At 42.2% G+C, this 13,599-nt stretch carries 10 protein-coding genes and 2 pseudogenes; 2 read left to right on the top strand and 10 right to left on the bottom strand.

Annotation, left to right across the window (positions count from 1 at the left end; translation table 11 throughout):
• The first annotated feature begins 205 nt into the window (after positions 1-205).
• Positions 206-1,395, top strand: a pseudogene (locus ADH54_RS07725) (oxidoreductase).
• Positions 1,396-1,492: 97 nt separating this feature from the next.
• On the opposite strand, the gene ADH54_RS07720 reads toward ADH54_RS07725, so the two are convergent.
• From ADH54_RS07720 to pnp, 7 genes are all read right to left on the bottom strand, one after another.
• A complete protein-coding gene (locus ADH54_RS07720) occupies positions 1,493-2,623 on the bottom strand; it encodes an ABC transporter ATP-binding protein (protein ID WP_000229952.1) in 1,131 nt (376 codons plus the stop codon).
• A 112-nt stretch (positions 2,624-2,735) separates the two neighbouring features.
• Positions 2,736-3,605 carry a helix-turn-helix domain-containing protein gene (locus tag ADH54_RS07715; RefSeq protein WP_049524661.1) on the bottom strand — a complete coding sequence of 290 codons (870 nt, stop codon included), beginning with the start codon at positions 3,603-3,605 and terminating at the stop codon, positions 2,736-2,738.
• Between the two features lie 3 nt (positions 3,606-3,608).
• The gene (locus ADH54_RS07710) at positions 3,609-3,995 is read right to left on the bottom strand and encodes a Mini-ribonuclease 3 (RefSeq protein WP_049524660.1); all 387 of its coding nucleotides are present in this window, start codon (positions 3,993-3,995) and stop codon (positions 3,609-3,611) included.
• Positions 3,988-5,331 carry a cysteine--tRNA ligase gene (gene cysS / locus ADH54_RS07705; RefSeq protein ID WP_049524659.1) on the bottom strand — a complete coding sequence of 448 codons (1,344 nt, stop codon included), beginning with the start codon at positions 5,329-5,331 and terminating at the stop codon, positions 3,988-3,990. Before cysS ends, ADH54_RS07710 begins: the two co-directional genes overlap by 8 nt.
• A gap of 81 nt (positions 5,332-5,412) precedes the next feature.
• A complete protein-coding gene (locus ADH54_RS07700) occupies positions 5,413-6,297 on the bottom strand; it encodes a GNAT family N-acetyltransferase (protein ID WP_049524658.1) in 885 nt (294 codons plus the stop codon).
• Between the two features lie 11 nt (positions 6,298-6,308).
• Complete coding sequence (gene cysE / locus ADH54_RS07695; RefSeq protein ID WP_049524657.1) at positions 6,309-6,926, bottom strand: serine O-acetyltransferase; 618 nt, start codon at positions 6,924-6,926, stop codon at positions 6,309-6,311.
• Between the two features lie 15 nt (positions 6,927-6,941).
• Positions 6,942-9,155 carry a polyribonucleotide nucleotidyltransferase gene (gene pnp, locus ADH54_RS07690; protein WP_049524656.1) on the bottom strand — a complete coding sequence of 738 codons (2,214 nt, stop codon included), beginning with the start codon at positions 9,153-9,155 and terminating at the stop codon, positions 6,942-6,944.
• A 59-nt stretch (positions 9,156-9,214) separates the two neighbouring features.
• On the opposite strand from pnp, the pseudogene ADH54_RS12680 reads away from it, so the two are divergent.
• Positions 9,215-9,304, top strand: a pseudogene (locus ADH54_RS12680) (5-methyltetrahydropteroyltriglutamate--homocysteine methyltransferase); the annotation flags it as partial.
• 216 nt (positions 9,305-9,520) lie between these two features.
• Here ADH54_RS12680 and metF read toward each other — a convergent pair.
• From metF to ADH54_RS07675, 3 genes are all read right to left on the bottom strand, one after another.
• Positions 9,521-10,387, bottom strand: coding sequence for a methylenetetrahydrofolate reductase [NAD(P)H] (gene metF, locus ADH54_RS07685; RefSeq protein ID WP_049524662.1), 867 nt, complete (start codon positions 10,385-10,387; stop codon positions 9,521-9,523).
• Positions 10,388-10,487: 100 nt separating this feature from the next.
• Complete coding sequence (metE, locus tag ADH54_RS07680; protein ID WP_049524655.1) at positions 10,488-12,737, bottom strand: 5-methyltetrahydropteroyltriglutamate--homocysteine S-methyltransferase; 2,250 nt, start codon at positions 12,735-12,737, stop codon at positions 10,488-10,490.
• 524 nt (positions 12,738-13,261) lie between these two features.
• Positions 13,262-13,555 (bottom strand): helix-turn-helix domain-containing protein, encoded by a 294-nt coding sequence (locus ADH54_RS07675; RefSeq protein ID WP_049524654.1) that lies wholly within the window; start codon positions 13,553-13,555, stop codon positions 13,262-13,264.
• Between the last annotated feature and the right edge of the window lie 44 nt (positions 13,556-13,599).

The following is a 13,599-nucleotide window of genomic DNA, read 5'->3' as shown; positions in this document are numbered from 1 at the left end:
ACAGTGTTTTGAGCAACCTGCGGCTAGCTTCCTAGTTTGCTCTTTGATTTTCATTGAGTATAAACAGCCACTCTCCAGTTCAATTGGAGAGTTTTTTGATGAGAGTAGATATTTATAGACCTCAATTTGACACCATACTTTTTCTATGATAAAATGTAACAAATTTATTTACAACAAATTAAATCTAAATGAAATGGAATTTTTTATGAAATCAATCAAAGGAATACTTTTTATCATAGCTAGTTTTATCCTGACTCTTTTCGCTTGGATGAACACTTCTCCCCAATTCATGATTCCAGGACTAGCTCTAACAAGCCTATCTCTGACCTTTATCCTCGCCACTCGTCTCCCACTACTAGAAAGCTGGTTTCACGGTTTGGAGAAGGTCTACACCATCCACAAATTCACAGCCTTTCTCTCCATCATCCTACTAATCTTTCATAACTTTAGTATGGGCGGTTTGTGGGGCTCTCGCTTAGCTGCTCAGTTTGGCAACCTTGCCATCTATATCTTTATCAGCATCATCCTTGTCGCCTATTTAGGCAAATACATCCAATACGAAGCTTGGCGATAGATTCACCGCCTGGTTTACCTAGCCTATATTTTTGGACTCCTTCACGTCTACATGATTATGGGCAATCGCCTCCTTACATTTAATCTCCTAAGTTTTCTTGTTGGTAGCTATGCCCTTTTAGGCTTGCTAGCTGGTTTTTATATCATCTTCCTTTACCAGATAATCACCTTCCCCTACCTTGGGAAAATTACCAATCTCAAACGCTTAAATCACGATACTAGAGAAATTCAAATCCATCTTAGCAGACCTTTCAACTATCAATCAGGACAATTTGCCTTCCTAAAGATTTTCCAAGAAGGTTTTGAAAGTGCCCCGCATCCCTTTTCTATCTCAGGAGGTCATGGTCAAACTCTTTACTTTACTGTCAAAAATTCAGGCGACCATACCAAGAATATCTATGACAATCTTCAAGTCGGCAGCAAAGTAAGCGTAGACAGAGCTTACGGACACATGATTATAGAAGAAGACCGAGAAAATCAGATTTGGATCGCTGGAGGTATTGGGATCACCCCCTTCATCTCTTACATCCGTGAACATCCTATTTTAGATAAACAGGTTCACTTCTACTATAGCTTCCGTGGAGATGAAAATGCAGTCTACCTAGATTTACTCCGTAACTATGCTCAGAAAAATTCTAATTTTGAACTCCATCTAGTAAACAGTAGAAAGACGGCTATCTTAATTTTGATCAAGAAAAAGTGCCCGAACATGCAAGCATCTATATGTGTGGTTCTCTTTCTATGATGAAGTCACTTGCCAAACAGATTAAGAAACAAAATCCAAAAACAGAGCTTATTTACGAAGGATTCAAGTTCAAATAACCACTCATACTCTCCTGGAATTTCCTAGGAGTTTTTTCTACGCAATCTCAAAAAACACTGCCAGATTTCTCTAGCAGTGTTTTGAGTTTCTTTTATCTTAGTAAACTGTTTTTTCAGTTTCTACATCGAAGAAGTGGGCTTTGTTCAAGTCAAATCCAAGTTCAACTGTTGCACCTGTTTGCAAGTAGTCGCGAGCATCAACTTTGGCAACAAATTCATCTTTACCAACTTGGCAGTAAAGGTGAGATTCTGAACCAAGCAATTCTGATACAGAGATAGTAGCTTTGACAACTGATTCTGGGAATGTTTCAAGGAAAGCAGGTTCTGCATTCACGTCTTCTGGACGAATACCGAAAATCAATTCTTTACCTTCGTAGCCTTTTTCACGAAGAACTTTCAATGCTCCTTCTGGAACTTTCAAACGGAAACCGTCAGAAACAATTTCGCTACCAACCAATTTCACGTTGATGAAATTCATAGCTGGGCTTCCGATGAATCCTGCAACGAATTTGTTCACTGGGTTTTTGTAAACTTCTTGAGGAGTACCGATTTGTTCCACACGTCCGATGGTACCTGTACCAGCAGGGTTCTTAGTTGCTGACATGATAACGATACGGTCTGCAAGTGTCATCGCTTCTGTTTGGTCGTGAGTTACGTAGATAGTTGTAGCTCCGATACGACGGTGGATTTTAGCGATTTCAGCACGCATTGATACACGAAGTTTGGCATCCAAGTTTGACAAAGGTTCGTCCATCAAGAATACTTTTGCGTCACGGACGATGGCACGACCCATGGCAACACGTTGACGTTGACCACCTGAAAGGTCAGCTGGTTTACGTTCCAAGAATTCTTTCAATCCAAGGATTTCAGCTGCTTCTTGCACACGTTTGTCGATGTCTTCCTTGCTATATTTACGCAATTTCAAACCAAAAGCCATGTTATCGTATACAGTCATGTGTGGGTAAAGAGCGTAGTTTTGGAATACCATGGCGATGTCACGGTCTTTTGGAGCTACGTCGTTGACAACCACGCCATCGATAGATGCAGTACCTTCTGTGATGTCTTCAAGACCAGCAATCATACGAAGAGTAGTTGATTTACCACATCCTGAAGGACCTACGAAAACGATAAATTCTTTGTCTTTGATGTCCAAGTTGAAGTCTTCAACTGAGTAGTGTTCGCTGTTTGGATATTTTTTGTAAATGTTTTTAAGATTCAATTCTACCATGAGGTGAACTCCTTTTGTCTTTTGATAGTTTTATTATAGATGAAAACGCTTTACATTTCTATGGCAAGATGAACAAAAAAACAAAAAAGTTCTGTGCAACTTGCACAAAACTTTAGAGAATATCTGGTAAAATCAATTGATAGCACAATGTCAGATCGGTCAACTCCTTCAACTGAAGTCCTGTCAACTCTTCCCATTTATCAATCTTGTATTGGAGAGAATTGCGGTGTAGATAGAGTTGCTGGGCTGTTTTAGTGAGAACAGCACTATTTTCCCAAAGAGAAAGAACAATCTCCTGAATCTGATCTTGATCCAAAATCATCTGGTGTAGACATTCCTTGATTGCCTTCAAATCCACGAGTCTTTCTCCCATACTCCAAAGATAGAGCTGAGAAAAAGTATGAACACCTTGGTGACCCTGACGCCACCAAGTTTTGAACAAATCGCGCTCAGCTTTAATCAAGTCTGATAGGGCTTGATGGCCTGTCTGAGACCAAACCTGGCCCAACATGATTGACAGACGAAGTCCAAAGTCATACTCAACCGCTTCAATCGTATCACTTAAAATAGCTCGTACAGAAGTGTATTTGTCTTGTTGAAGCACGAAAACATAATCCTGAGCTCCGACCTGCAGCACCGTCTGACAGTTGGGAAAAAGAGTCCGCATCATATCTAGCCAAGAAACTAGATTTTCCTGCTGAAAATAGGAAAGATGACAGTAAACCAGCTGAATCTTTTTAAAAGCTTGTGGTGCCTGTCCCTTCCCCTCAATCAAAAAAGAATACCAAGGATTGAGCGAACGAGCCTGCTCCTGCTGGGTCAAAAGCGAAATCAACTGCTTTTCACGCTCACTGAGCCCAGCTTCCTCCAGCAAAATCCACTGCTGAGAAGCTAAAGGAAGAGTTAAGTAACCCTCTTTCTCTACTGGTTGGTCTGAAATCTGAGCCTCAGGAAACCAGTCTTGTAGTTCTTTTGCCATCATGTCCTATCCCTCCACTTTTTGGATGCACCACGAAATCAAGCTCTCAAGACGTTCCAGATTTTCAGTCATATGGAGATAGCCCATCACTGCTTCAAAACCTGTGGACATACGGTAGGTCACCACATCGGCATTTTTAGCCTTGGTGTGGCTATTGGTATTGCGGCCACGTTTGTAGATTTCTTCTTCTTTTTTCGTTAGGACTTGCTCCTCTAACATGAGGGAAATCAGGCTGGCCTGAGCTTTAGCCGATACATACTTAGTCGCTTCTTGATGGAGTTTATTGGGTTTGGTCATACCTTTTAGAATGAGGTGACGGCGAATATACATAGAATACACCGCATCTCCTTCAAAGGCTAGCGCAATCCCGTTAATGAGATTGACATCAATCACGAGTCCACCTCACTCCATCCTTGGTGTCAAGGAGCTTAATCCCTTGAGCAGCCAATTGGTCACGGATCTGGTCCGCTGTCGCAAAGTCACGATTGGCACGCGCTTCTTGGCGTTTTTGGATCAAGGCTTCAATCTCTTCATCCAAAACTTCCTCAACAAAGACAATACCAAAGACCTCTAACATAGACGCAAGAGCTTCCTTAACCACTGCATCATAGTTGCCTGAGTTGATCCACTTGGCCATTTCAAAGACTACTGTAATACCGTTGGCAGAGTTGAAATCCTCATCCATAGCTGCTACAAACTTGTCTTTAAAAGCTTGTAACTCTTTGACATCCACTTTTCCTGTAAATGGTTGCTCATAAGTGTTTTTCAGATACTTGAGATTGGTCTCAGCGTCTCGCACTGCCTTTTCCGTAAAGTTGATAGGCTTGCGGTAATGCTGAGTCGCAAAGAAGAAACGAAGGACTTGGCCATCAAGGGTTTTAAGGGCATCATGTACTGTGATAAAGTTGCCCAAAGATTTAGACATCTTGACATTATCGATATTGACAAAGCCATTGTGCATCCAGTAGTTGGCAAAAGTCTTGCCTGTTTTAGCTTCAGACTGGGCAATTTCGTTGGTGTGATGAGGAAACTCTAGATCGGCTCCACCACCGTGGATATCAATAGTATCGCCCAAAATCTCTGTCGACATGACCGAACACTCGATGTGCCAGCCCGGACGACCAGATCCCCAAGGGCTATCCCAAGAAATCTCGCCTGGTTTGGCAGATTTCCATAGGGCAAAGTCTACAGGATTTTCCTTGCGAACCGTTTCTTCATCGGTTCGACCTGAAGCACCTAGCTCCAAATCTTCCAAGGTTTTATTAGCCAATTTGGCATAGTTGTGAGATTTTTCCACACGGAAATAGACATCTCCGTGACTCTCGTAGGCAAAGCCTTTTTCAATCAAATCTTCCACAAAGCGGATGATGTCAGCCATAAACTCCACCACACGCGGATGGCGGGTCGCAGGTTTGACGCCCAAGGCTGTCACATCCTCACGAAAGGCAGTGATGTACTTGTCCGCAACCTCCTGAGGCGTGATGCCCTCTTCCTTGGCACGGTTGATAATCTTATCATCTACATCTGTAAAATTGGAAATATAGGCAACCTCATACCCACGGTACTCAAAATAGCGACGAACCGTATCAAAAGCCACTGTTGAGCGGGCATTCCCCACGTGGATATAGTTGTACACAGTTGGCCCACAAACATACATCTTGACCTTACCGTCCTCAATCGGGACAAATTCTCGCAAATCACGAGACATGGTGTCATAGATTTTAATCATAAATCATAATCAGGAAAGCTAAAATCCAAGAACTGTTAGTTTCGTCACTAAGAGTTCAATTGAATTTCAGTCCGAATCTCTCTACACTCCGGAATCCCTTGCTCCTTTCTCATTCAGATAAACCACCTGAGTCTGTTTGACAAAGCCAATTTTTTCATACAAACGTTTGGCACCTACATTGCTATCTTCTACTGCAATCTGAAATTCCTTATCATTTTGCTCAATTAGTTGGTTAACGATGGATTTTGCTAAGTAGCTTCCATAGCCTTTTCCATGTTCAGGTTCAGATATTGCTAAACCGTAGAAGTAATTCGTATCGCTCGATAAATCAACCGTGCAAGTCCCAATAACCTGACCGTCTTTTAATAAAATATATAGACGACTTTCTGGATCCTTCAGGGCTTCGGCGACATATCTATCCACAACTTCTCTCGATTCATGTTCCTCTGAAAATGCCTGAAATTTTAATTGGCTAATTTGATCCTGATACGAACTATCTGCTAACAAAACTTCAATATTAGAAACATTTGATAACGGATAAGGTCTTCTATCCTTACCTAACCAAGTTTCTGTATCTTCATCCTCGACCAATCCCCAGTTGCTGACAAAATCAGGATGACGTTCTAGAAAAATACGTTCTGTCTGAAAAGTCACTGAACGAATAGGGAAAGAAGCCGTTTCTTTTTCAAAACTAGTAACCAATGCACGCGCAATTCCCTGACGACGATAATCTGGATGAACCAGTATCGTCACTTCCACATCTTGGTCATCAGCATAGACAGTTAAGAGACCAACAAGTTCGCCTTTTTCATAATAAAGGAAAAAGGCGGGCATGTTTGGGTCAAAATTAAGCATGTTAGAGAGATAGGGATCACGATAGGTACCGTCATAGTTTTGGCAATAGTTAATTAGTTTCTTCGCCTCAGATAGCTCCTCTTGGCTTAACTTGTTTCTTGCTTGAATCATATAGGTATCCTCTACAAACCAGACGATCTGTGACTGGCATCTTTAGCCTGCTCGAGTTTATTGACATAATACTCTCGTTTTTCTTCTACTTCGTGAATGACCGGCTCATCCTTCTTACCATGAACACGGACAATCTTAGCAGGAATACCGACAACCGTCACATCACTAGGTACGTCTGCCACAACAACTGCTGCTGCTCCCACCTTAGCATTTTCGCCGATTTCCACCGGTCCAATAACTTGGGCATGGGCTGATATTAAAGCTCCTTTTCGCACGGTTGGATGGCGTTTACCAACATCCTTACCAGTCCCCCCAAGAGTCACTCCGTGATAAAGGAGAACACCTTTTTCAACAATCGCTGTCTCCCCAATCACCAGACCAGATCCGTGGTCGATAAAGACACCTGAATCAATCTGAGCACCTGGATGAATCTCAATTTGAGTCCAAAAGCGCCAAAACTGGCTGTGCATACGCGCCAAGAGTTTAAAGCCATGCTTCCAGAGAAAATGCGAGAGACGGTGGGCCGCCAAGGCCTTGACACCTGGATAAGTCAGCAAAACCTCCAAAGTGGTGCGGGCCGCTGGATCATTTTCTCTTACGATATCAATGGTTTCGCGCCACCATCCCATACATTTCTCCTTTTCTTATTCTGAATCTTTTGGTGTTTCTGTAAATTCTTTCTTAGTTTTGTGGTCCTTATGATGACGTGGGCGGTGAGGTCTCTCAGACTTTTCGCCTTTTTCATCACGTTCAGGTTTTGGAGGACGAGGAAGAAGGGCTTTCATAGAAGCATCCACACGTCCTTTTTCATCAATCTTGATAACCTTAACATCAACTTCATCCCCGATTGCTACCAAGTCTTCGACATTATTGGTACGCGTCCAAGCCATCTCAGAGATATGAACAAGGGCATCTGTCTTATCAAAGAGGTTAACAAAGGCACCAAATTTCTCGATACGAACGACTTTAGCACGGTAAACTTCATCTACTTTGGCTTCACGGACCAAACCAGCAATAATTTCTTTAGCACGGTTAATAGCATCTTGGTCGCTAGAGTAGATAGACACATTTCCTTCTTCGTCGATATCAATCTTAACGCCTGTTTCAGCGATAATCTTATCGATGGTTTCTCCACCCTTACCGATGACAATCTTAATCTTGTCCACATCAATCTTGATGGTATCAATTTTCGGAGCAGTTGGAGCCAATTCTGGACGAACTTCTGGAATGGTTGCTTCAATCACGTCAAGGATTTCAAAACGAGCTTTCTTGGCTTGGGCAAGAGCTTCTGTCAAAATTTCTGCAGTAATCCCTTGGATCTTGATATCCATTTGTAGGGCTGTAATCCCGTCACGAGTACCTGCAACCTTAAAGTCCATATCTCCAAAGTGGTCTTCCAAACCTTGGATATCTGTCAAGACTGTGTAATTATTTCCATCTGAGATAAGTCCCATTGCAATACCAGCTACTGGCGCCTTGATTGGCACACCACCAGCCATAAGGGCAAGAGTTCCCGCACAGATAGAAGCTTGAGATGAAGAACCATTTGATTCCAAGACTTCTGCTACCAAGCGGATAGCATATGGGAATTCTTCCAAACTTGGCAAGACTTGAGCAAGAGCACGCTCACCAAGGGCACCGTGACCGATTTCACGACGACCTGGCGCACCATAACGGCCAGTTTCCCCTACAGAGTATTGTGGGAAGTTATAGTGGTGCATAAAGCGTTTCTTGTACTCTGGATCCAAACCATCAATGATTTGAGTTTCTCCCATTGGAGCCAAGGTCAAGACTGAAAGAGCCTGAGTTTGTCCACGAGTGAAAAGACCAGAGCCATGCACACGAGGAAGGAAGTCAACAACCGCATCCAAAGGACGGATTTCATCGACCTTACGACCATCAGGACGTACCTTATCTTCTGTAATCAAACGGCGTACTTCAGCGTGCTCCATTTGTTCCAAGATTTCAGCCACATCACGCATGATACGGTCAAATTCTTCGTGGTCTGCATATTTTTCTTCGTAAACGGCAGTCACTTGGTCTTTCACTGCTTGAGTTGCAGCTTCACGGGCCAATTTTTCTTCTACTTGAACAGCTTTTTGGAGGTCGCTGTTGTAGGCTTCGATAATTTCAGCTTGCAAGTCAGCGTCCACATGAAGCAATTCCACTTCTGCTTTTTCCTTACCAACTGCAGCAACGATTTCTTCTTGGAAGGCAATCAATTCTTTAACTGCTTCGTGCCCTTTAAGGAGAGCTTCCAACATGATTTCTTCTGACAATTCTTTAGCACCAGACTCTACCATGTTGATGGCATGTTTGGTACCAGCTACTGTCAATTCAAGGAGAGATTGCTCTGCTTGTTCTTGCGTAGGGTTGATGATGATTTGACCATCCACATAGCCCACTTGGACACCAGCGATTGGACCGTCAAATGGAATATCTGAAATGGAAAGTGCCAAGGATGAACCAAACATAGCTGCCATTGGTGCAGATGCATTTTCATCATAAGAAAGCACGGTGTTGATGACTTGGACTTCGTTACGGAAACCTTCCGCAAACATCGGACGGATTGGACGGTCAATTAAACGCGCTGTCAAAGTCGCATCAGTTGAAGGACGTCCTTCACGTTTCATAAAGCCACCAGGAAACTTCCCAGCCGCATACATTTTTTCTTCGTAGTTGACTTGAAGTGGGAAGAAATCTCCAGTTGCCATTTTCTTAGACATAACGGCAGCAGTCAAGACAGTTGACTCACCGTAACGCACAACAACTGCGCCATTTGCTTGCTTAGCAACCTGACCAGTCTCTACGATTAACTCACGACCCGCAAAAGTCGTTTGAAACACTTGTTTTGCCATTTTAATCCCCTTTGGATTGATGAAATTATACGCCTTGCCTACAAAGATCAAGATACCAAGGACGTCAAGCAACCCAAAGGAAAATAGGAAATCGAACGACGGAGCGACTGCTCCTAGGCAGATTTATCTTTTTCCACAGAGTTGTAGGCAATTAAATGCTTTACTAACTCTCTCGTCAAATAATATCGATTTGACTCGCTCGTGTCGGTAAACCTTACAGTTAGAATGCATTCTATTATTTAATACCCTCATCTTTGTATCAAGTACGTACAGAGTCTATTTTATCATATTTTTCTTAAAAAGTGCGGTCTTTACCATTAAAAAGGAACCATTCCCCTCACCTGAGAAGAATGGTTTACTTTTTATTATCCTAGAGACTGATGATTAAACAAGGCATGGGTTGCTTGGTGGATATATTTTGCTGTTTCAGCGTTGTTCATGGTGTAAAGATGCACTCCAGCAACATCCTGAGTTACCAAGTCCACGATTTGGTCCACTGCATAGGCAAGTCCTGCTGCTCTGAGCGACTCAGGGTCATGCTCATACTTGTCTAAGATGGCTTTGAATTTGCGTGGAAGATGGATATTCTCACAAGTCTTCAAGAGGCGAAGAGCTTGATTTCGATTCAGAATTGGCATAATCCCTGCATGAATAGGAACATCAATACCAGCCAAGATGCACTTATCTTGGAAATCATAGAAGCGCTCATTGTCAAAGAAAAGCTGAGTTACAAGGCTCGAACAACCTGCATCTACTTTCTTCTTAAGATTTTGGATATCTGAAATCTGATTTGGTGAATCTGGATGCCCTTCTGGATAGCATGCTCCGATAATATCAAAGTGAGGGGCTTGCTCCTTGATGAACTCGATCAAGTCCGTTGCATAACGGAAATCCTTTTGAGGTTCCACATCAGGAATAATATCCCCACGAAGAGCCAAGATTTTCTGCACTCCAACCTTGTCCAAGTCTGCAATCGTTTCAGCAACCTTGTCCTTGGTCAGATAGATAGCTGGCAAGTGAGCAATAGTCGGAATCGCCAAGTCATTTTGGATAAAGTCAGCCAAACGAACCGTCGTTTCCTTGATATTAAATTTATTATTGCTGGCAGTCACACTGATAAAGTGGGGAGCCAACTCCTGCATATCTTGAAGAGCAGAAATAATGTTATCATTACCCACGGCTGGGTTGGGAGGGAACACTTCAAATGAGAGTGACGGTGTTTGGCGTGACATAGTCATTATCCTTTTCTAGTTGATTTTTCGTTAGCTGGATTCCTAGAATCCAAGTGAAACAGGCAGATTGACCAAACAGCGCTTCTTGAGAAATCCTATCTTACAATTTCTCACGCGCAGCTTTAGCTGCTTCAACAAGGCGAATCAAGCTTTCTTTTGTTTCTGGAATACCACGTGTTTTCAAACCACAGTCAGGGTTGATCCAAACTTTCTTGCTTGGCACTTTAGCAAGGATGGCTTCGATTGTGTGGTCGATTTCGCCTTCATTTGGCACACGAGGTGAGTGGATATCGTAAACCCCAGGTCCTACTTCTGTTTGGAAGTTTTTCGCTTTGAGTTCGTCCAAGATTTCAAGGTTTGAACGGCTAGCCTCAAATGAGATAACGTCCGCATCCAAGTTGTCGATAGCTGGGATGATATCTGTAAATTCTGAATAACACATGTGAGTGTGGATTTGTGTGTCTGGCGCTACTGTTGAGTGTACCAAGCGGAAGGCAGGAATTGCCCAGTCAAGGTAGTCTTCGTACCAGTCGCTACGACGGAGTGGCAATTTTTCACGAAGAGCAGCCTCATCGATTTGGATGATTTTCACACCAGCAGCTTCAAGGTCAAGTACTTCATCCTTGATAGCAAGGGCGATTTGAAGAGTTGAATCCTTGATAGAGATGTCTTCACGTGGGAATGACCAGTTGAGAATGGTAACAGGTCCAGTCAACATACCTTTAACAGGTTTGTTTGTACGGCTTTGTGCATAGCTAGACCATTTAACAGTGATTGGGTTAAGACGAGTGACATCACCCCAGATGATTGGTGGTTTAACCCCACGCATACCGTATGATTGAACCCAACCATTTTTAGAGAAGAGGTAACCTGACAAGTTTTGACCGAAGTACTCAACCATGTCATTACGCTCAAATTCACCGTGAACAAGGACATCAAAGTCGATATCTTCTTGCCATTTGATCCATTCATCAATCGTTTCAGCAAGGAAAGCATCGTACTCTTCTTGAGACAATTCACCTTTACGGTAAGCCAAACGTTTAGCACGAACTTCTTTTGTTTGAGGGAATGAACCGATCGTTGTTGTTGGAAGAGCTGGAAGTTTGAAAGCTTCTTCTTGGATAGCTTCACGTTCTGCAAAGGCTGGCAAACGAGTGTAATCTGCGTCTGTCAAGCCAGCGATACGCGCACGAAGTTCCGCATTTTCACCAACACGCTCAGTCGCAAAGAGTTCTTTGTTGGCTGCAAGTGCTTCTTCACCTTGACCGTTGCGGATAGCATCCAAATCACGGATTTCATCCAATTTTTCAACTGCGAAAGCAAAGTGGTTCAAGATTGCTGGTTCAAATTCTTCATTAGCAGTTGTAAATGGCACATGAAGAAGTGAGCATGAGCTTGTCAAGACAATGTTTTCAGCTGGGATTTGCTCAAGAACAGCCAAGCTCTTTTCGTAGTTGTTACGCCAGATGTTTTTACCATTGACAATACCTGCATAAAGAGTCTTATCAGCTGGGAAACCACCTTTAACCAATTCAAGAGTTTTCTTACCTTCAACGAAATCAAGACCGATAGCATCTACTGGCAAATTTACAAGGTCAGCGTAAACGTCACGAACGTCTCCGAAGTAAGTTTGAAGCAAGACTTCAAGACCTTTTTTGTCAGCCAAAAGTTTGTTGTAAAGGTTCAAGAAGAGAGCTTTTTCTTCAGCTGTCAAATCTTTTACAAGAGCCGCTTCATCGAGTTGGATACGAGTTGCACCAAGTTCAGCCAATTTAGCAAAAACATCTTGGTAAGCAGCCACTAAGCTGTCTACGAAGTCTTCTGCTTTCACGCCTTCTTCAAAATCTGACAATTGAAGGAAAGTGAATGGACCTACAAGAACTGGACGAGTATTCAATCCAAGTTCTTTGGCTTCTTGGAACTCATCAAAAATCTTGTGACCTGCAAGTTTGACTTGAGTGTCTTTTTCAAATTTAGGAACGATGTAGTGGTAGTTGGTGTTGAACCATTTCTTCATTGGAAGGGCGCGAACGTCTCCTTTTTCTCCTTGGTAACCACGACCCAAAGCGAAGTAGCGCTCAAGGTCAGACAAGTCCAAGTTTTGAACTGAAGCAGGTACCACGTTGAAAAGGAAAGCTGCATCTAGGAAGTTGTCATAGTGAGAAAAGTCATTTGATGGAATTTCAGTGATGCCTTTTTCTTTGACAATGTTCCAGTGTTTAGCACGCAAATCTTTTGCTGCTGCCAAGAGTTCTTCTTCTGAGATTTCTTTTCTAAAGTATTTTTCAGTTGTAAATTTTAATTCGCGGAATTCGCCCAAACGAGGGAAACCGATGATTGTAGTTGACATGATGTGTCCTCCAAAATTTGTTGTTGAAACTATCTTAACAGAAAAGAAAGCGTCTGTATAATTGTAAAAAATTAGGCTTTGATATAGTTTGAAACTATATCTCTGTTTTAAACAAAAGAAAAAGACTTGAAACAAATGCCTCAAATCCTTTGTGTAGCTTGTTTTATAGCTTTATTTCAGTTAGGCGGTTCAAACACGTTATTAGTAATTCTTATAAGTGACTATGGCTTGTTATTAGAAAAGACTATAGGTTGATTTTTCTTTTGTAATTCTGATATTTCCCTGAAAAGTGCGGACGGGAGCAACTTACTTCGTAATTTCATCCCTAATTTTTGAGCCAGAACGTCTCAAAAATTCCGTTCTAGATAATAATAAATTATTATCTAGAATACCACTATAGCGGAAAATATCCGCTAAAAGCTCACTTCGTTCGCACTTGATATAAATAAAGCATAATTTTTCTATATTATACACTTGAGGCACTATAACTGTTAAATTTGTTAAAGTTTTCCAACTTCTTCCTATCAACTCTTTCTCTGTTCGAGTGGGACGACTGCTAGTGTCTTTCCTAAACTGGCTAAAACTTTCAAGACTGTATCCAACTGAGGACTAGTCTTTCCTGTTTCCATTCTAGCTATGACAGGCTGGCTTATTCCACTAAGTTCTTCTAGCTTTTTCTGACTGATTCCTTGCTTATGTCTGACTTCAATCAACTCGCTCATGATAGCTACCCGCATATCACTTTCAAGTATTTCCTCCTTCGTAAAGAGTTCTGATCGGACATCCTTCCAGTTACTTCCAATAGCACTATTCTTCATCACTTAACCCTCTTTCTTTTAAGTCCTTCAGTTCACGTTTGTTT

It is taken from the genome of Streptococcus pseudopneumoniae, from assembly GCF_001072315.1.
Lineage (GTDB): Bacteria > Bacillota > Bacilli > Lactobacillales > Streptococcaceae > Streptococcus > Streptococcus pseudopneumoniae_R.
The sequence above is the reverse complement of the archived record's forward strand: the minus strand, read 5'-3'. Positions and strand labels throughout refer to the sequence as shown.